The sequence below is a fragment of the Parafrankia elaeagni genome, from assembly GCF_000374165.1.
Taxonomy (GTDB): domain Bacteria; phylum Actinomycetota; class Actinomycetes; order Frankiales; family Frankiaceae; genus Parafrankia; species Parafrankia elaeagni.
Genome location: NZ_KB893670.1, coordinates 361,456 through 380,464, shown reverse-complemented (window position 1 = coordinate 380,464; position 19,009 = coordinate 361,456). Strand labels below are relative to the sequence as shown.

The window sequence follows — 19,009 nt, the reverse complement described above, 5'->3', positions numbered from 1 at the left end:
CCGGAGTGCTGTCGGTGCTGAGGTCGGGATGTCGGGATGTCGAAATCGAGTTGCTGTCGCGGTGCCGCGGTGCCGCGGTGCCGCGATGGCGGGCCGGCAGGGGCGTGAGAGGCAAACTGAACGAAGGACGAACCAGGCGAGACTGTTGCCGACTGTAAGATTACGGTTGCAGGGCGCCCACGCGAGCGATTCTGCCGATGTCTCCGGTGTGGCCCCGTCATTTCTGCGGGGTGTCAGAGGGGCCCGGTCGGTCGGAGGAGGGGGCGTCAACGTGCTGGACCTTCCCGTGTCGGCAGCCCCGCTGCGAGCCCTCGGCCCCGGCCAGCTGCCCCTCGGGATCCTCGGCTGGCTGCGTTCCTGGCCCGCCGAGCGTGGGGAGATCGCGACCTACCTGTACGACCCGGCCGTGGCGGCGCAGGCCGCCGCGGACCTGCGCCGGCACCTGCCCGCCTGGGCGGACCTGTACTTCGCCGTCAAGGCGAACTCCTTCCCGCCCGTCCTCGACGCCCTGCTGCGCGGCACCGGCACGGGCGGCATGGGCGCGGTCGGCGGCTCGGGTGGGGCCGGCGGCGCTGGTGGAGTCGACGGCTTCGAGGTCTCCTCGGCGCGTGAGCTCGCGCTGGCGGCCGGCGCCGTTGCCCGCGCCGCCCCGCCGGGCGGTCGGCGGGCGGGCCTGGTGGCCTCCGGGCCGGGCAAGTCGACGACCCTGTTGCGGGCCCTGCTGGGCGGCCCGCCGGGCTCTGCCGGGCCGGTGGTGGACGTCCTCAACGCCGAGAGCGTGCTGGAGCTCCGACGCATCGACGCGGTGGCCACCGAGGCCGGGCGCCGGGCGGCCGTCGCGCTGCGGGTGAACCCCGCCCAGGTCGGGCTCGGCGGCGCGCTCCGGATGGGTGGGCGTCCCACCGCGTTCGGGATCGAGGAGAGCGCCGTCCCGGCGGCGGTCGAGGTGGCCCGGTCGCTGCCGGGGGTCGAGCTGGTCGGCTTCCACGTCCATGCGGTGTCGGGGAACCTCGACGCGCGGGCGCACCTGGAGTACGTGCGCTGGTGCCTGGACTTCGCGGCCCGGGCGGCCCGTCAGGGGGGCTTCGCGCTGCGGGTGGTGGACGTCGGCGGTGGCCTCGGCGTGCCCTTCGAGCCGGACCGGCGCGGCGAGCGCCCCTTCGACCTGGACCTGTTCGGCGACGGGCTGGCCCGGCTGTGCCCACCGGAGGGGGCCCGGGTGATCTTCGAGCCGGGCCGGGCGCTCGCAGCGGACTGTGGCTGGTACGCCGCCGAGGTGACCGACGTCAAGCGGGTGCATGGCGAGGCGTTCGCGGTGCTGCGGGGCGGTATTCACCACTTCCAGCTACCGACATCCTGGGAGATCGTCCACAACTTCGCTGTCGTGCCCCGCGAGACCTGGCCGGACGGCTGGCCCCGGCCGGAGGTGGCCGGAGGGCCGGTCACCGTGGTGGGGGAGCTGTGCACCCCGGAGGACACCCTGGCCCGGGACGTGACCATCGACCGGCTGCGTGCCGGTGACGTGGTGGTCTTCCCGATGGCGGGGGCCTACGGCTACGAGTTCGCGATGCACGAGTTCCTCGGCCACCCCCGCGCCGACCGGGTCGTCGTCGATGCGAGCTCGCCCGAGCCGTGACCGCGACCGGCGCGTACCAGGCCCAGGCCGTGACGCCAAGCCGTGGCGCCAAGCCGTGACGCGGCGCCCGGCCGCTCCGGCGCTAGCGGATCTGGCCGGCCGGGGGCTTGAGCAGCGGCACGGAGAGGTCGAACCAGAGGTACTTCCCGGACTCCACCGACACCGCGCCCCAGCTCGCGGCCAGGGCGTCCAGGATGAGCAGCCCGCGGCCGCCCTCCGAGTCGGGCGCGGACTCGCGGCGGTGCGGCAGCGTTGTCGAGGTGTCGGAGACCGAGGCGTGGACCAGGCCCGGCCGGAGCTCGACCAGAAGCCACACCGGCGGGCTGCCGTACTTGACCGCGTTCGTCACGAGCTCGCTCACCAGCAGCTCCGCCGTGGCGCTGCTCTCCTCGGGCAGGGCCGTCATGTCGAGGCACTCACGCAGCACCCGTCGTGCCTGCGGCACGGCTGACGGGAGGTAGGGCAGCTCCGCGACGATGTGCGTGGCCGGAAGGCGGCACCAGCCTGCCCGCCGGACAACGCTCATCGGAACCGACATCGAACTCATCAATCACCACGTCTAGAACGGGGACATCCCGCACGGTTCTACCCACATGCCGGCCGGCCAATCCCCCCGACCGGGATCATTCGGCCACCCGGGCGACCAGGATCGCGACGTCGTCCCGCAGGTTGCCGCCCGCGAACCGCTCGGCGGCGGAACGCACCCGATCCGCCACTCCCTGCGCGGGAAGCCCGGCGCAGCCGGCGACGGCGTCGAGGAGCCGCTGGTCCCCGAAGAGCTCCCGGCCCTGGCGGGCCTCGACGACCCCGTCGGTGTACAGCACCAGCGACTCGCCGGCGCGCAGCCGCAGGTCCAGGCCGGGAAAGGAGATCTCGTCGTCGTCGAGCACCCCGAGGAGGGTGCCGGTCAGGCCGACGAGTGAGGCGGTGCCGTCCCGGTGCAGCACGACCGGCTGCGGGTGGCCGGCCAGGTGCAGCCGCAGCAGGGCCTCCCCGCCCTCCGTCGGCAGCAGGGTGGCGGCGGCCAGGGTGCAGAAGCGCGCGTGCCCGCTCGGGTAGGCGGCGGCGGTGTCCCGCAGCGCCCGGTTCAGCTCCAGCAGCAGCTCCTCCAGATCCGCACCCCGCCCGGTGAGCAGCCGGAGCACGGCACGTGCCACCCCGGTGACGGTGGCCGCCTCGGCTCCCTTCCCGCAGACGTCGCCGATGGCGATCGTCCAGCCGTTCGGCCCGGAGATCAGGTCGAAGAAGTCACCGCCGACGTCCAGCCCGGCGGACTGCGCCGCGCCGTACGCCGAGCCGAGGTCGATCCCGGCGATGTGCGGCAGCGCGGGCGGGCGCAGCCCCGCCTGCAGGGTGCCCGCGAGTTCCACCTGACGGCTGTAGAGCCGCGCGTTGTCGACGGCGAACGACGCCCGGCGGGCCAGGTCGGCCAGCAGGTCGATCTCGTCGGCGAGGAACGCGTGCCCGGCCGCCCGGCCGAGCGCGAGCACCCCCAGTACCCGTCGCCGGGCCTGCAGGACGACGACCAGCGCCGGCCCGCCGAACGCGGTCATCGTCTGGGCCTTGTCCCCACGGGCCGCGCGCACGGCAGCCATCAGCGGGCCGTCCGGGTCGACCGCGGCCCTGGTCAGCGCCGCGGTCTCGGACTCCTCGGCGTGGACGAGGGCCTCCAAGGACGGATCGCTGCCGTCGTGGTTCAGGTAGACCGCGCACCACTGGGCGAGACGCGGCACCGGCAGCCGCGCCAGGAGGGTGAGCGAATGGGTCAGGTCCAGGCTCCCGGCCAGCAGGTCGGACGCCTCGGCGAGGAAGGAGAGCATGCCGATGCGGCGCTCCTCCGCCCGGCGCATGTCGCCACCGCCGAGCGCCAGCGCCATCCAGCGCGACACGAGCTGGACCTGCTCGACGTCGAAGGTGCTCTCCCCGCCGGTGACGGCCGGCCACAGCAGCAGCTCGCCGAGGGACTCCTGGGTCGGGTCCAGCGGGAACACCAGCGCCTCGCCGGCCTGACGGGCGCGACCCAGCATCGCCACGGTCTCGGTGCGGCCCCCGTCCTGCGTCGGGCGTCGGACGCGCCCGCCGGCGGCGGTGGGTAGCGCGTCGAGGAGCTGGGCGAGGAGTTCCGCGACCTCGCCCTCGGCGGTCAGGGCGCGCGCGGTGTCACGGGCGATCAGCCGTGGCATCCGGCGTGCGGGCGCTGGCGCGGCTTCGTCGCCGGCCCTGAGCTCGTGGCCTGGAGACGCCCCGACCGGGTCGGCCCCGGCTGGGCCGGCGGCCCCGGCTGGGCCGGCAGCTCCGGCCGGGGCGGCGGCTCCGGCGGGCTCGGCTCCGGACGTCCCGGCCGGTCCCGGCGGCGAGCTGTCGGCAGGCCGGGTGGCGAGGCGGAACCAGACGGTCTTCCCGCCCGCCACATGCTCGGTGCCCCAGGATGCCGACAGGGCGTCGACCAGGGCGAGCCCGCGCCCGTCCTCACGCAGCCCGTCGAACGCGCCCGGGCCGGCGTCGAGCCCCGCCAGCCCCTCGAGGCTCTCCAGACCTTCCAGCCCCTCGAGGCTTTCCAGGTCGTCCAGGTTCTCCAGGTCCAGGTCGGTGGGCCGCGGGCGCGGCACCGACGTCTCGCGCCGGCCGACGCCGATGCGGACCGGATGACGGTCGCTCACGCTGACCCGCACGCCGGCCTGGTCCAGCGTGATGTCGACCGTGGTGGTCGTGCCGGCGTGCACGACCACGTTGGTGACCAGCTCGGTCACCAGGAGCAGTGCGGAGTCGAGAGTGTCCTCGTCCAGCCTGCCGCGCAGGACGTCCTGCACGAAACGCCGGGCTGACCGCGGCGAGTCGGCGGTCGGCGGGAGCGCGACGGAACGCGGGGGCGGAACCCGGTCTCCGGTCGCGGGGTCGGCGTTCATGTGGCTCAGTCTCTCCTGCGTTGTCCTCGGCAAGGCGGATACTGGCGGCTGATGCGCTCTGTTCGCGTGCTCCCCACGCGAAGCCTGCCAGCGCGGGACGAACGTTCACAGCAACACAGGCACCTACAGCCAGCCGACAGCTTGGACCGATCGAACGACACCATCACACCTCCGCCCCTCTGCTGCATTCCGCATCGTCGTCAGCCGCACGCCTACCCCACATCACGATCTGAACCACACCATCGTCAGACATCACCATCGTCAGACATCCGGGAGACGGGTCCGGGGAGCCGTCCGCTCGGGTGCCGACCGGTCCGCCGCGACGGGCCGTCGCGGGGCCGCCTCGGCGCGGCTCGCAGCCCTGATAATTCCACCGTCACAGGCTAGGTAGGAGACTGATGAGCGCCGACGCGAGCCCTGACCGCCAGCAGTCGCCCGTGCGTACCGGGGATTCCGGCGGCCCTCCGAACGGTTCCACGGCCACGCTGCCGGCGGGTGACGCCACCCACGGGTCGGCCGAGGCCGCTTCGAACGGGCCCGCCGGCGGTGCGGGCGGTGCGGGCGGCCTGGCGGCCGCTGCTGCCTCCGGTGGGGTGGACATGCTGCTCCCAGCCCTGCTCGCCGGGCTGGACCAGCTGGTCGAGGGGGATTTCGGTGCCCGGCTGCCGATCTGGGACGGGATCGGCGGCGACGTCGCGCGCCGCTTCAACGAGCTCGCCGGGATGCAGGAGCGGCAGACCCGCGAGGTGACCAAGGTCAGCAAGGTCATCCGGCGTGACGGACGTCTCACCATGCGGATGGACGACCTCGGCGGCAGCGGCGGCTGGGACGAGCTGACCCAGTCGGTGAACTCGCTCATCGACGACCTGGGCCGGCCCACCCACGAGGTGGCCCGGGTCATCGCCGCGGTGGCCGAGGGTGACCTCTCGCAGCAGATGGCGCTGGAGATCGCGGGCCAGCCGGTGCGCGGAGAGTTCCTTCGCATCGGCACGACCGTGAACACGATGGTGGACCAGCTGTCGTCGTTCGCGGACGAGGTGACCCGGGTGGCCAAGGAGGTCGGCACCGAGGGCAACCTGGGCGGCCAGGCCAAGGTCATGGGCGTCTCCGGGGTGTGGCGGGATCTCACCGAGTCGGTGAACTCGATGGCCGGGAACCTGACCAGCCAGGTCCGCAACATCGCGCAGGTGACCACCGCCGTCGCCCAGGGTGACCTCTCGCAGAAGATCACCGTGGATGCCCGCGGCGAGATCCACGAACTGAAGTCGACCGTGAACACGATGGTGGACCAGCTGTCGGCCTTCGCCGACGAGGTGACCCGGGTGGCCAAGGAGGTCGGCACCGAGGGCAAGCTCGGCGGCCAGGCCAAGGTCATGGGCGTCTCCGGCGTGTGGCGGGATCTCACCGACTCGGTCAACATCATGGCCGGCAACCTCACCACCCAGGTGCGCAGCATCGCCGAGGTCGCCTCCGCGGTGGCCCGGGGTGACCTCACCCGGCAGATCACGGTGGACGCCCGCGGCGAGGTGGCGGGTCTCGCGCACACCCTGAACACGATGGTGGACCAGCTGTCGTCGTTCGCCGACGAGGTGACCCGGGTCGCCTGGGAGGTGGGCACGGAGGGGAACCTGGGTGGCCAGGCCCATGTGCGGGGTGTGTCGGGGGTCTGGCGGGATCTCACCGAGTCGGTGAACNNGATGGCCGGGAACCTGACCAGCCAGGTCCGCAACATCGCCCTGGTGGCGACGGCGGTGGCCCGCGGCGACCTCTCGCAGAAGATCACCGTCACCGCCCAGGGCGAGATCCTGGAGCTCAAGGAAACCCTGAACACGATGGTGGACCAGCTGTCGTCGTTCGCCGACGAGGTGACCCGGGTCGCCANGGAGGTGGGCACGGAGGGGAACCTGGGTGGCCAGGCCCATGTGCGGGGTGTGTCGGGGGTCTGGCGGGATCTCACCGAGTCGGTGAACGGGATGGCCGGGAACCTGACCAGTCAGGTCCGCAACATCTCCGGGGTGACCCGGGCGGTGGCCCGCGGCGACCTCTCGCAGAAGATCACTGTGACGGCGCAGGGTGAGATCGCCGAGCTGAAGGACACCGTCAACACGATGGTGGACCAGCTCTCCTCGTTCGCCGCCGAGATCACCCGGGTCGGCCGGGAGGTGGGGGTCGAGGGCAAGCTGGGCGGCCAGGCGACGGTCGCCGGCGTCGCCGGCACCTGGAAGGACCTCACCGACAACGTCAACCAGCTGGCGACGACCCTGACGATCCAGCTGCGCGCGATCGGCGACGTGTCCACAGCGGTGACCCGCGGTGACCTGACCCGCTCGATCACGGTCGAGGCCGAGGGTGAGGTCGCCGAGCTCAAGGACAACATCAACCAGATGATCGCCCGGCTGCGGGAGACCACCGAGGTCAACGCCCAGCAGGACTGGCTGAAGTCGAACCTGGCGCTCATCGGCAGCAAGATGCAGGGCCAGCGGGACCTCTACACGGTCTGTCAGATGATCATCAGTGAGATGACGCCGGCCGTGAACGCCCAGCAGGGCACCGTCTACCTGCTCGACTTCATCGAGGGCGACAAGCTGCGCTACGTCGCGGGCTACGGGTCGGTACCGCGGCGCCGCTCGGACGGGACGTTCCTGTTCGGCGAGGGCCTGATCGGGCAGGCCGCGCTGGAGAAGAAGCGCATCCGGGTCGAGGACGTCCCCGCCGGCTACCTGAACATCCGCAGCGGCCTCGGCGAGGCGCCACCGTGTGATCTGGTGGTGGTCCCGGTCATCTTCGAGAACCAGGTGCTCGGCGTCATCGAGCTGGCGTCCTTCACGCCGTTCTCCGACCTGCACCTCACCCTCGTCGACCAGCTCGTCGACACGATCGGCGTCGTCCTCAACACGATCATGGCCAACGCCCGGACGGAGGAGCTGCTCGCCCAGTCGCAGCGCCTCACCCAGGAGCTGCGCTCCCAGTCCGTCGAGCTCCAGCGCACCAACAACGAGCTGGAGGAGAAGGCGGCGCTGCTGGAGGAGAAGAACACCGAGATCGACATGGCCCGGATCGGCCTGGAGGAGAAGGCCGAGCAGCTCGCGCTGTCCTCGCAGTACAAGTCCGAGTTCCTGGCGAACATGAGCCACGAGCTGCGGACCCCGCTGAACAGCCTGCTCATCCTCGCCAAGCTGCTCGCCGACAACCCGGACCACAACCTCAGCCAGAAGCAGATCGACTTCGCCGAGACGATCCACTCCGCCGGTTCCGAGCTGCTCGGGCTGATCAACGACATTCTCGACCTGTCCAAGGTCGAGGCCGGCAAGATGAACGTGGACGCCGGCCCTGTGCGCACCTCCGCGCTGTGCGACGCCGCGGCCGGGGTCTTCGGGCCCACCGCGGAGGAGAAGGGCCTCACCTTCGAGATCAGCGTCACCGCCGACGTGCCGGAGGAGTTCGTCACCGATGAGCAGCGCCTCCAGCAGGTGCTGAAGAACCTGCTGTCGAACGCGGTCAAGTTCACCGATGCCGGCACCGTGCGACTGGACGTCTCCGTCGCCCCGCCCGACACGCCGTTCGTCGCGCCGAGCCTGCGCTCGGCGCCGATGGTGCTGTCGTTCGCCGTCAGCGACACCGGCATCGGGGTCGCCGCCGAGAAGCTCAGGATGATCTTCGAGGCCTTCCAGCAGGCGGACGGCACGACGTCCCGCCGCTACGGCGGCACCGGCCTCGGGCTGTCGATCAGCAAGGAGATCGCCCGGCTGCTCGGTGGCTCGATCTCCGTCTCCAGCCAGATCGGGCAGGGCAGCACGTTCACCCTGTTCGTGCCGTCGGTGATGCCGACTGACCCGCCGCCCAGCGCGGTTCCCGGAGAGCCGGACGGCGTTCTGATGATCGTGGAGGGGGCCGGCCAGCAGCGGTGGCGCTCCGACGGCGCCGGCGACCGCGGCCGCGGCCAGCTGCCGCCTGGCCGCGAGCGGGCGGCCCTCCCCGGCCCGGTCCGGCCCGGCGGTCCGGCGGCCGAGCCCGGCACCGACCTGTCGACCGGCGACGGGGCCACGCCACCGCCCCCGGCGGGCGGCGCCGCAGCCTCCGGCGAGGACGGCCCGGTGGTGGCCCCGCGCACGGTCGGGCGCACGCTGTGGTCCAGCCGGGCGCCGGAGGCATCCCTCACGGACACGCCCGAGGCCGCCGGTACGCCGTTCCTCACCGACCCGGTCGCGGTGGCCCGGCCCCCGGCATCCAACCTGGACACCGCCGATCCGCTGGTCGGCGCGTCGATCCTGGTGGTCGACGACGACGTCCGCAACGTGTTCGCGCTGACCAGCGCGCTGGAGATGCACGGGATGCGGGTGCTCTACGCGGACAACGGCCACGACGCGATCCGGATGCTCCAGCAGGAGAGCACGCCGGTGCACATCGTGCTCATGGACGTCATGCTTCCCGGCATGGACGGTAACGAGACGACGTCGGCGATCCGCGCGATGCCCGCCTTCGCGCCGCTGCCGATCCTCGTGCTCACCGCCAAGGCGATGCCCGGCGACCGGGAGAAGAGCATTTCGGCCGGCGCGACCGACTACATCACCAAGCCTGTCGATCTTGATCGTCTTCTTGGAGTGATGCGGTCACATCTGTGATGATCAGATCGCGTATGGTGCGCATTCGGGTAGGTGTCGGCGGGCCGGTGGTGGCCCGGACATGCCGATCAGCGATGGTGGAACAGTGGTGTCGTCGCCACGAGCACACAGGCCGACCGGCGAAGGAGGAGGCAGGCGGGTGACCGAGCGGACCGGCGGACCTGTCGACACCGCGGGCGCGTCAAACACGGAACGGCCACGGAGCAAGATCCTCCTGGTGGACGACCGACCTGACAACCTCATGGCACTGGAAGCGATTCTCGCCTCCCTGGACCAGGACCTGGTCACCGCGTCCTCGGGCGAGGAGGCGCTTAAACGCCTGCTCGTCGACGACTTCGCGGTCATCCTGCTCGACGTCCAGATGCCCGGGATGGACGGTTTCGAGACGGCGCACCGGATCAAGCAGCGGGGCCGGACGCGCGACACCCCGATCATCTTCCTCACCGCCATCGACCGCGAGCCGCACCACGCGTTCCGCGGCTACGCGGTCGGGGCGGTGGACTACATCGCCAAGCCGTTCGACCCGTGGCTGCTGCGCGCCAAGGTGAGTGTGTTCGTCGAGCTGTTCGAGAAGAACGAGCGGCTGGCCGAGCTCGCCCATCAGCGGGTGCGCGACTTCGATCTCATCACGGAGGTCGCCGAGCGCCTCATCGCCCTCGACGTCCTCCTCGACGGTGCCGCGACCTCGAACGAGGAGACGCTGGCCGCCGCCGGAGCCGAGGTACGCGGCCTGGTGGCGCGGCTGCGGCCCTTCGCCCGCTCGTCGGGTGGCAGCACGGAGTGACTGCCCGCCGCCGGTGACCTCACGGGCTGGGTGTTGCCCTCCTGTGGATCTTCTGCGTGAACACGGGCTTCAGGGTGGTTGACCACTTGTAGGGTCACCATCACCTGGAGTGCGTGTGGGGGGAGGCGGGGCGGATGGCGGGCGGCGACCCGCATCCGCCTGATGCGCCTGATGTGCCTGATGCGCCCGGCTACGCCGACCCGCACGCGGTTGCCGCCGGCGATCTGCCCCGGCTGAGCCTCCCCTACGCCGACGGCCTCATCACGATCGCCCGGGTGCGCCGAACGCCGGACGCGCCGGTCTGCCGGGTGCCGCCCGGCGACCCGGCGCACGGTCAACGGGCGACCCTGGTCGACTTCGTCGCCGCCGACGCCGCGCAGGCGGCGCGGACGGCTGTCGGGCTGGTGCGCCTGGCCGAGCTCACCGCGGTGGCCGTCCATGCGCGGTACGCGCCCTCCGACACGGCCGCGCTCGCTGTCTGCCTCGCCGGCCGCCTGCACGACGCCCGTGCGAGGCGCGGCCTGACCGGGCACGTCGTCGTCGCCGATCACCGGCCCGAGCTGCCCGCGATGGGCGCTCCCGCGGAGGGGGCGGGTGGGGGCGATGCGGCGGACCTGGTCCGCGTGCCGCACATCCTCGCTGTGCACCATCGGGCGGGCGAGGGGGCGCGTGGTCCCTGGGGTGGTCCGATGGGGCCCGCGGGGGTGACAGACCGGGTGGTGTGGGAAATCATGAGTCCCGATCAGCATCGGGCCTGGCTTGGGGGCCGGCCCGGGCCGCCCGTGGGTGTCCTGGAAGAGTGCCTGGGTGGGCTGCTCACCCTGGCTGGCCTGGTACGGAGCGGATGTACCCAGGTCCCGAGCCACGCCGAGGTTCTCGGTGTGCTTCGCGGCGGGCCGTTGACGACCGAGGCGGTGTACCGGCATCCCGGTCTGTTGCTCACTGTCGCGGCTGCTCTGGGGAACCGCGAAGAGTAACCGGCCCGTTCAGGCGCCTGCCTGCGTCGATAGCATGCGGATACGTCCCATGTGACCGCGACGTCCCGTTACGGGGTTTCACGAATATTTCGGAGGTGCCGACCTGTGGTCGTTGCCCGGCGACACCTCGGACGTTCGCGTGGCAATCGGCCGATTTCAATCGGTCCGTATGCTGTTGAACGACAGCTCCTCGAGGCGGGAACCGGGCCGGTCTATCTTGGCCGGGATCCGGCCGGCCGCGCGGTGGTCATCAAGGTGATCAGCGCGGCCTTCGCCCGGGACCACGAATTCCGCCGGCGGCTGCGGGCCGACCTGGAGACTGTCCGGGCACTGGCACCGCCCACTCTCGCCGAGATCATCGACGCGGACACCGCGGCTGCGCCCCCGTATGTCGTCACGGAGTTCGTCGATGCCCCCAGCCTGGCATTCAGAGTCGCGCACGCCGGCCCTCTCCCACGGGCCGAGGTGTGGGCACTTGCTCATGGACTGGTGTCCGCGCTCACCGGGCTCCATGGTGCCGGCCTTGTCTCGGCCGACCTGAAGCCCGCGAATGTTTTGCTTTCCGAGGGTGGAATCCGACTGCTCGACTTCGGGTTGTCGCGTGTCCTCAACACCGTCGCCCTACCCGCACGTGCCGGTACGGGCCCCGGGATGGGCACACCCGCTTTTATTACCCCGGAGCACGTTCAGAGACAGCCGCTCACAGCGGCGTCGGACATCTTCACCTGGGGTGGCGTGGTCCTCTTCGCCGCCACCGGAGAACTTCCGTTCGGTAACGGGACGCCGCAGGTTCTGTTGCAGCGCGCCGTCTATGCGGAGCCGGATCTCGTCGGCCTCGACGACACCCTGCGTGACGTCGTGAGCATGGCGATGCGCAAGGACCCGTCTCGCCGGCCAACGGCGGCCGAGCTGTTGGAAATGCTGGAAGGACGCCTCGCCCCCCTGTCGGTTGACGGCGGCGGGCTCACCCCCGGTGCGCTCGGCAGCGACCTCGCCACGACGACCACGCGGCTCCCCAGCCCCCGGCCCGAGGCCACGGTCGGCGCAGAGCCGGGCACCGAAGCCGACTTCGAGACCGCACCCGAGACCGTGCCCGAGACTGGCGACCGCCTCGAGTCAGCCGGCGCCGTCGAGGCGACCGCTGCGGAACCGGCCGGCGCTGCGGAACCGGCCGGGTCCGTCGGGGAGATCGCAGAGGTCGAAGCGGGCACAGCGGTCGAGGGTGTCGCGGTCAAGGGTGTCGCGGCCGAGCCGGAAGTGGCTGCGGAGCCGGAAGTGGCTGCGGAGCCGGAAGTGGCTGCGGAGCCGGAAGCGGCCGCGGAGCAGGCCGAGTCCGGCGCCGGTTCGGCGACCGAAGCTGAGGGCCTGACAGGCGACGGGAAGGCCACGGTGGCCGCTGTCGCCGCGGTACGGCCGGCGGACGGGCCCGGCTCGGCGGCGGACACGGCCGCCGAGGCCGAGACGGACCTGGCCGCCGGGGCCGACCTGCGGAACGAGTCGGAGTCCGAGGCCGACCGAACTGTCGTACTCGAGGCCAGGCCCGGCCCGGTCGCTCCCGCGGAGGCGGTGCGGCAGGCACCACCGCCCCTGGCAGGGAAACCGGCTGCTACGACGCAGACAGGGGCGGGGGAGTCCACCAGGCTGAACTGGGCACGGGCGGTGGGCGGCTGGCGGTCGCGCCTGTCCGGCGGGGGCCGCGTCCTCCCGGTCTTCCTCTTCGGGGTCGCGGTCACGGTCGTGATGACCATGATGATCGAGACCGTTGGCATGGTCCGGGCACACACCGCGGCGGGCACATCCGGGCGGGTCGCCCGCCAGGCCGTCGGCCTGCTCGAGCGTCAGCCGGATCTCGCCGGCCAGCTCGCGCTGGCGGCGTACCGGATCTCCCCGACGACGGCGGCCGCGCAGGCGCTCGTGGCCGCGAGCGTCCGGCGGACCGGCCATCTCACCGGCGACGTCCATGATCTTGCGGTGGCACCGGACGGGCTGAGCCTGGTGACGGGTGGCGACAGCGGTGCGGGCCTGTGGGATCTGTCCGACCCCGCGTCGGGCCGGCAGATCACCGCCTTTCCGGTCGACGGACCGCAGGTCAGTGCCGTCGGCTACGTGACGCCGCCCAGGCGCTCCCCGCTGGCCGGCGTGATCGTGGTGACGGCAGCCGGACCGGTCACGAACGGCCGGGCGGCGGAGGAGCCGGCGGCGGGGGCCGCCGAGGCCGGTGGCGACATCGCGAGCAACGTCCAGCTGTGGCGGGTGTCGGTGGACGGGGCGGTCGAGCGGCTCGGTGAGCTTGGCGGGCACAGCGGCGCGGTTGGCGAGATCGCTGTGAGCCAGGACGGCGCGACGGTGGCCACCGGTTCGTCCGACGGCTCGCTGCGGCTCTGGGACGTGCGGGATCCGCGCCAACCGGCCGCGCTCGCTGTCCTGCGCACCCCGGGGCCGATCACGGCGCTGGCATTCTCCCCCGACTCCCGCCAGTTGCTGGTCGGCGGCGACGCCCGGCTCTCGCTGTGGTCCCTCGCGGATCCCCGTCGACCGCGTCAGGTCAGCCAGCGCAGCGGCGACGGAGTGGTGACAGGCGCCTCCTACTCGCCGGACGGGCGCACCCTCGCGGTCTCGACCGCCGGCCTGCCGATGCCGGTCGCCTCGTCGGTGCCGGTCGCCTCGTCGGTGCCGGCCCCCACCGGGACGCGGTCGATCGTGGAGATCTACCGGCCCCGTGACCCGCGGGGTCTGCGACGGGTGACGTCCTTCACCCCCACGGGTGGTGCCGGTGCCGTGGCCTTCTCGCCGGACAGCCATGCGCTCCTGGTCGGGCCCACGGCCGGCGGCGGCGACGTCGCGCTGTGGGACCTGTCCAATCCGGTCCGCCCGTCGTCGCGGGCGAGCCTGTCCCTGCCGGCACCGGCAGGGACAGCCGGCCAGCCGGTCGCGCTGGCGCTGGCCGCGGCCGACGGCCGTTCGCTCGCCGTCGCGGACGGCAACGCCGCCCGCCTCTGGGATCTCAGTCCCGGTGCCGCGAGGGACAACGTCTGCGCGCGCTCCCAGAAAACGATCACCCGCTCCGAGTGGCGTCTTCATGTCGGTAGCCGCCACTTCGACCCGCCCTGCCCGTCCACCTGACAACGTGGCGGGATGTGAGATCACCGGCTCGCGTCGACAGATACCTCTGTCACAGAGGAATATGGGGTCATGTCCCACCCTGGCCTCGGCCGCCGCGAGTGGCGGGATCGGTGGCCGCTCGGGGTCGCCGGCGCGCTGCTGCGCGAGCCCGCCCGCCCGGCCCGGGTTCGTGAGTCGTCCGCGGCGTCGGTGCTCGCGGTCGGTGCGGTGTGCATCGGCAGCTTCCTCGGCCAGCTGGATGCCAGCATCGTCACCGTCGCGCTCGGCGAGATCCAGGCCGACCTGGGCATCTCCGTCGGGCTCGCCACCTGGGTGAGCCTCGCCTACCTGGTCACCCTGGTGGCGAGCATCGCCGCACTCGGCCGCCTCGCCGACATGGCCGGCCGCAAGCTTCTCTCGCTGTACGGCTTCGCGCTGTTCACCCTGGCCTCGGCCGGCGCGGCGCTGGCGCCCGGCGTCGGGATCCTCCTCGCCTGCCGGGTCGCCCAGGCCCTCGGCGCAGCCATGTTGCAGGCCAACAGTGTGGCCCTGATCGCGACGACCGTGCGCCCGCAGCGGCTCACCGCGGCCCTCGGCGCGCAGGGAGCGGCGCAGGCGTTCGGCCTCTCGCTCGGGCCGCTGGCCGGTGGCCTGCTGCTGGAGCTCGGCGGGTGGCGCTGGATCTTCTGGGCGCACATCCCCGCCGGCCTGCTCGGTCTGGTACTCGGCGTCATCCTGCTGCCCCGGACACACCAGCGCGCCCCGCGGGCGCCTTTCGACTGGCCGGGCCTGGGGCTGCTCGTGCCCGCGGTCTCAGCGGTGCTGCTGGCACTGTCGGCGGCCGCGTCGCTGTCCGGCCCGGTCACGGCGCCGGCTGTGGCAGCGCTCGTCCTGGTCGCAGTCCTGTGCACTGTGCTGTTCGCCCGCCGGGAGGCACGGACGGACCACCCGATGGTCGACCTGGCGGTGGTGGGCTGCCGCCGGATCGGGCTGCGGCTGCTGGCGGGGGCGCTGTCGTTCCTCGTGCTGTTCGGCCTGCTTCTCGCCATCCCGCAGCATTCGGAGGCGAGCGCTGTCGCCGTCGGCCTGCTGCTGGCCGTGCTGCCGGTCTCGATCGGCCTGGCCGCACCGGTCGCGTCGACACTGGTCACCAGGTTCGGCGCCCGGGCGGTGACGGTCGGGGCGATGCTCTGCGTGGCGGCCGGTCTGCTGCTGCTGGCCGCGGGTGGCAGCGGGCCGGCGGTCGGGCTGCCGGCGCTGATGCTCGTCGGATGCGGTCTCGGCCTGTTCACCCCGTCGAACAACGCGGCCATCATGAGCGTCGTCCCCGCCTGGCAGAGCGGAATGGCGAGCGGGGTGGTCAACATGACCCGGGGCCTGGGCACCGCCCTGGGCGTCTCCGTGTCGGCGCTCGCCTACGCTGCCGGCGGTTTCCGCGTGACGATGGTTCTGCTGGCCGTGGCCGGTCTCGTCGCGGCCGGTCTGGCGGCGTCCGCCGGTGCGCCCGCGCCCGCACCCGCACCCGCGGACACCGGCGCCGGTCCGGTGGCTCGGGCGGGCGGGAGGGGCCGTGCTGGTCAGCGGGGCCCGCGTCAGCGGGAGAACATCCGCGCGGCCCCGTAGCCCGGCCCGATCTCCGGGCGGCCCGCGCGGGACGTCCACCGCCACTGGACGGAGATGCGCCCGCCGACGGCACCGCCCACCCGCGGAACGGCGTGCAGCCAGTCGGCCTGCGCCCGCCCGCCGAGCACCAGCAGGTCTCCGCCGCGGGGGGCGAAGTCATGCCCGCGGTCGGCGAACGGGTCGTTGAGCAGCCTGCGCCCGGGCGGGAGGTGCCGGGACTTCACCAGGAACGGGCGCCGCGCACCCAGGGTGAGAATCGCGATGACCGTCTCGTCGAGCCAGCGCATCTCCCGGTCGCGGTGGAAGGCTACAGCGTCGTTCCCGTCCCGGTACCAGGACATCCCGTAGCCGTCGAAGTCGACGCCGTAGCGCCGCCGCAGCCCGCGGTAGGCGTCCAGCAGCCCCGGGAACGGGACCGGGCTCCCGCTGCGGATGAAGGCGCTCAGCCGCGGTTCGGTGACGTGGCGTTCATACCGCCACATCGTGCCCTGGCGCCAGGACGTCCCGTCCCGCACCGTCTGGTAGAGCGTGTCGGACTCCATGATCCACCCGCGGGCCACATCCACCCAGGATGTCGCGTCGAGGTGCACCCGTTCGAACACCGCGGCCGGATCGACACCCGGCCCGCCACACCCGTCGGTCACATCGGTCACATCGGTCACATCGGTGGCGCCGGTGGCGGCCGTCGTGGTGCTCGTCCCGTCGGCCCTCGCATGGTCGGCCATCAACCGACGCTACCCCGGGCCAGGTCAGCCTGAGCAGTGCTCCGGTCGTCCTCGCCGCGCGCTACCTTCTCCGGTCATGAGCGTCGATCAGGATGCCGCCGTCGCGACAGCTGCGAACCTCACCGAAGTCGTCACACGTCTGCGGCGGGTGCTGCGCACCAGCGTCCGGGCTGACATTCCGTGGGAGTCGCTGCCGATGGCCCAGGTGGAGCTGCTCCAGTGCGTGGCCGAACGGGACGGTATCCGGGTCGGTGAGATCGCGGGGCTGCTGCGGCTCGCGCCGAACTCCGTCTCCACCCTGGTCGCGCAGCTTGCCGAGGCCGGGCTCGTCCGGCGGGAGCGGGACCCCGCTGACCGGCGGGCCGCCGCGCTGCGGCTGACCGCGGCCGGGGAGCAGGCGATCGCCGGCTGGTTGCGGGCCCACGAGCGGCGGATCGGTGCCGCCATGGAAGCTCTGGCCGACGAGGACCAGGCGGCGATCGTCGCCGCGCTGCCGGCCCTGCGCCGCCTCGTCCAGGCCCTCGACGACCGCCCACGGTCAGGGGGCGACCCGGACGCCGCCGACCAGGCCTCCAACGTGTAGGCGGCGCGGTGGCCCGCCCACCGCCGGCGGCTGTCTCAGGAGCGGACGAGCCGGGCGATGGCCGCGGTCGCCTCCCGGATCTTCTCGTCAGCGGCGGGGCCACCCTCGGCAACGGCCTGCGCGACACAGTGGGCCAGATGATCGGAGAGCAGGCCGAGCGCGACGGACTGCAGCGCCCGTGTGGCCGCGGAGACCTGGGTGAGGATGTCGATGCAGTACTTGTCCTCGTCGACCATGCGCTGCAGGCCGCGGACCTGGCCTTCGATCCGCCGCAGGCGGGCGGTGTACTCCGCCTTGGCCGGGCTGTACCCGTGCCCGGCGGCGTGCCCGGCCTGCTCGGGCTGGGGCGTTTCCGGCGGTGCGGCGCCGGCATCTGCCGGCTCGCTCTCGGACCGGCCCTCGGCCGGCTGGTCGACTTCGGCCTTCACCCGCATCGCCCACCCCGCGCCGTGACCGGAAATACCCCCTAACGGTACGTGCGATCGGGGGCGACCGTCGAGGTCTGCCGGCCCGCGGTGGGCCGCGGCGGCCCGCGGTGGGGCGCCGCGGAGTCAGCCGGCGGTGCCCGGCACCTCGATCTGAACTCCCCGGTCGGTCAGCGCCTGGCGAACCGGGAGCCCGGCATTGCACAGGTGCAGCAGGCAGCCGCGGCGGACCGCGTGCCGGCTCATCGCGCCCAGCAGCACCGCACCGGACGGATCGATCGCCCGCACGCCACCCAGGTCGACGATGATCTGCCGCGGCCCCAGCGCTGCCGCCCGGTCCACCGCGGTGCGTGCGGCAGCGATGGCGCCGGCGACCAGCAGCCCACTGAGGCTGATGACGGCACCTTCCTCCCGGAGCTCGACGCGGGCGGCGAGGGGCCCGGCGGTCAGCCGGCGGTCGTCGACGGCGCGGTGTTCGTCGACGGACTGGTGTTCGGTGCCGGCCGTGCGCGTCGTCCGGGTAGCACGATCCGCCCGGTCTGGATGGGATGTCCAGGCGGGTCGCGGCGGGGGTTGTGTGCGCAGTGCGGGCGCGGACACAGCCGTAGCCGCGGCTGCGGTGGTGATTGTGTCGGCTTCCTTGCCGATGGTGAGCGTCACGTCGCCTCCGAGGGGCGCGATGTCACGACAGACGCATGAGGGTTACCTCAGATGCGGGGCTCGATCAGTATTGCTCCCTTCGGTGACCGAATCCAATGCCAAAGGTCACCTTGTGTTCTAGCTCAAGCGGGTGTATCGCACATCACAGTGGCGGCCCCCGGCCCGGGGCGGCCCGCCGCGCCGCCGGCGACGGGGCTTGGGACCGACGGGGCTGAGGCCGGCGCCGTCAGCGGTCGACGTGGTGCGGCGGCAGGTCCTCCAGGAACCGGGCGAGGTCGGTGTCGGCATCGTCCTCGACCAGGATGTCGTCGCCCCAGCCGATCTCCCGCTCATCGCTGGGGAGCTCGTCGCCGGGCAGCGGCGTGTGGCCCATGATGATCTCCTTCGATCGCCGGGCGGCCTCTGCCCTTCGGGCAGTTGTTCGCAGGCCGTCCGTCGGTCCGTCGGTCCGTCCATCGGGTCGTGCCGGACGCCGGCCCGGGAGGGCTGCGTCCGGTGCCGGCGGCGGCCAATCTACCGGCGTCCCACCGCCAGGGGAGTACGACGACACGGGCATGGTGCCGCTCAGGTCGATGCCCGTGCCGTGCCGTGCCGTGCGGTGTTCGTGCCGGGTTCGGGTTGGGCTGGGGCCGGCTGCTACTCGCGCGCCGCCGGTTGGGTGGGCCGACCCACCCGGGCGGGCCCCGGCGGGTGTTCCGTGAGGGCGGCCGCCACAGCGCCGACGACCGCTCGCAGGGTTGCCCGGCCGCCGGCGAGATAAGCCTCGCGCTCCTGGCCGGTCCAGGTTCGGGCCTGTGTGTCGGGCTGCGCCGGCCTGGCCGCCAGGACCGCGCGCAGCGAGGCCCGGTAGCGGGCTACCAGCAGCGGAGGGTCTCCGCACGGATCTTCGTCGTATGCCTCGTCACGGTCAATGAGCTGGCCGATCTCGTCGTGCCCGCCGGGTGCTGCGGCCATGGTTTCCTCCAC

The 19,009-nt window shown here is 72.7% G+C and carries 14 protein-coding genes; 7 read left to right on the top strand and 7 right to left on the bottom strand.

All coding sequences use genetic code 11. From position 1 onward, the window contains the following. The first annotated feature begins 271 nt into the window (after nt 1–271). Nucleotides 272–1,636, top strand: coding sequence for a type III PLP-dependent enzyme domain-containing protein (locus tag B207_RS0101620; RefSeq protein ID WP_018634759.1), 1,365 nt, complete (start codon nt 272–274; stop codon nt 1,634–1,636). Nucleotides 1,637–1,718: 82 nt separating this feature from the next. On the opposite strand, the gene B207_RS0101615 is transcribed toward B207_RS0101620, so the two are convergent. Further along, on the bottom strand, nt 1,719–2,162 hold the full coding sequence (locus B207_RS0101615; RefSeq protein ID WP_084691957.1) for an ATP-binding protein: 444 nt from the start codon (nt 2,160–2,162) through the stop codon (nt 1,719–1,721). Between the two features lie 97 nt (nt 2,163–2,259). After that, nucleotides 2,260–4,542 (bottom strand): SpoIIE family protein phosphatase, encoded by a 2,283-nt coding sequence (locus B207_RS0101610; protein WP_018634757.1) that lies wholly within the window; start codon nt 4,540–4,542, stop codon nt 2,260–2,262. Between the two features lie 398 nt (nt 4,543–4,940). On the opposite strand from B207_RS0101610, the gene B207_RS0101605 reads away from it, so the two are divergent. The 5 genes from B207_RS0101605 (at nt 4,941) to B207_RS32070 (ending at nt 15,650) form a co-directional block, all read left to right on the top strand. Further along, the gene (locus tag B207_RS0101605) at nt 4,941–9,164 is read left to right on the top strand and encodes a HAMP domain-containing protein (RefSeq protein ID WP_018634756.1); all 4,224 of its coding nucleotides are present in this window, start codon (nt 4,941–4,943) and stop codon (nt 9,162–9,164) included. A gap of 139 nt (nt 9,165–9,303) precedes the next feature. Continuing rightward, nucleotides 9,304–9,948 carry a response regulator gene (locus B207_RS0101600; RefSeq protein ID WP_018634755.1) on the top strand — a complete coding sequence of 215 codons (645 nt, stop codon included), beginning with the start codon at nt 9,304–9,306 and terminating at the stop codon, nt 9,946–9,948. A 173-nt stretch (nt 9,949–10,121) separates the two neighbouring features. Continuing rightward, nucleotides 10,122–10,925 (top strand): hypothetical protein, encoded by an 804-nt coding sequence (locus B207_RS0101595; RefSeq protein WP_035739616.1) that lies wholly within the window; start codon nt 10,122–10,124, stop codon nt 10,923–10,925. A 51-nt stretch (nt 10,926–10,976) separates the two neighbouring features. Next, nucleotides 10,977–14,048 (top strand): WD40 repeat domain-containing serine/threonine protein kinase, encoded by a 3,072-nt coding sequence (locus tag B207_RS0101590; RefSeq protein WP_154675071.1) that lies wholly within the window; start codon nt 10,977–10,979, stop codon nt 14,046–14,048. 69 nt (nt 14,049–14,117) lie between these two features. Further along, a complete protein-coding gene (locus B207_RS32070; protein ID WP_018634752.1) occupies nt 14,118–15,650 on the top strand; it encodes an MFS transporter in 1,533 nt (510 codons plus the stop codon). Here B207_RS32070 and B207_RS0101580 read toward each other — a convergent pair. Beyond that, entirely contained in the window at nt 15,620–16,375 is a 756-nt protein-coding gene (locus tag B207_RS0101580) for an alpha-ketoglutarate-dependent dioxygenase AlkB (RefSeq protein ID WP_018634751.1), read from the bottom strand. The two genes, B207_RS32070 and B207_RS0101580, sit on opposite strands and share 31 nt — an antisense overlap. 76 nt (nt 16,376–16,451) lie before the next feature. Here B207_RS0101580 and B207_RS0101575 point away from each other — a divergent pair, with 76 nt between their 5' ends. Further along, complete coding sequence (locus B207_RS0101575; protein ID WP_018634750.1) at nt 16,452–16,958, top strand: MarR family winged helix-turn-helix transcriptional regulator; 507 nt, start codon at nt 16,452–16,454, stop codon at nt 16,956–16,958. Nucleotides 16,959–16,993: 35 nt separating this feature from the next. On the opposite strand, the gene B207_RS42245 is transcribed toward B207_RS0101575, so the two are convergent. From B207_RS42245 to B207_RS32065, 4 genes are all read right to left on the bottom strand, one after another. Next, nucleotides 16,994–17,392 carry a metal-sensitive transcriptional regulator gene (locus B207_RS42245; RefSeq protein WP_018634749.1) on the bottom strand — a complete coding sequence of 133 codons (399 nt, stop codon included), beginning with the start codon at nt 17,390–17,392 and terminating at the stop codon, nt 16,994–16,996. 117 nt (nt 17,393–17,509) lie between these two features. After that, nucleotides 17,510–18,043 carry an STAS domain-containing protein gene (locus B207_RS0101565; RefSeq protein WP_018634748.1) on the bottom strand — a complete coding sequence of 178 codons (534 nt, stop codon included), beginning with the start codon at nt 18,041–18,043 and terminating at the stop codon, nt 17,510–17,512. A 226-nt stretch (nt 18,044–18,269) separates the two neighbouring features. After that, on the bottom strand, nt 18,270–18,416 hold the full coding sequence (locus B207_RS40425; protein WP_018634747.1) for a hypothetical protein: 147 nt from the start codon (nt 18,414–18,416) through the stop codon (nt 18,270–18,272). 263 nt (nt 18,417–18,679) lie between these two features. Beyond that, a complete protein-coding gene (locus B207_RS32065) occupies nt 18,680–18,997 on the bottom strand; it encodes a hypothetical protein (RefSeq protein ID WP_018634746.1) in 318 nt (105 codons plus the stop codon). Between the last annotated feature and the right edge of the window lie 12 nt (nt 18,998–19,009).

Coding starts and splice junctions, on each gene's coding strand:
- B207_RS42245 (WP_018634749.1), bottom strand. CDS start 17,392: ATGCGGGTGAAGGCCGAAGTCGACCAGCCGGCCGAGGGCCGGTCCGAG.
- B207_RS32065 (WP_018634746.1), bottom strand. CDS start 18,997: ATGGCCGCAGCACCCGGCGGGCACGACGAGATCGGCCAGCTCATTGAC.
- B207_RS0101615 (WP_084691957.1), bottom strand. CDS start 2,162: ATGAGCGTTGTCCGGCGGGCAGGCTGGTGCCGCCTTCCGGCCACGCAC.
- B207_RS0101580 (WP_018634751.1), bottom strand. CDS start 16,375: ATGGCCGACCATGCGAGGGCCGACGGGACGAGCACCACGACGGCCGCC.
- B207_RS0101610 (WP_018634757.1), bottom strand. CDS start 4,542: ATGAACGCCGACCCCGCGACCGGAGACCGGGTTCCGCCCCCGCGTTCC.
- B207_RS32070 (WP_018634752.1), top strand. CDS start 14,118: ATGTCCCACCCTGGCCTCGGCCGCCGCGAGTGGCGGGATCGGTGGCCG.
- B207_RS0101575 (WP_018634750.1), top strand. CDS start 16,452: ATGAGCGTCGATCAGGATGCCGCCGTCGCGACAGCTGCGAACCTCACC.
- B207_RS40425 (WP_018634747.1), bottom strand. CDS start 18,416: ATGGGCCACACGCCGCTGCCCGGCGACGAGCTCCCCAGCGATGAGCGG.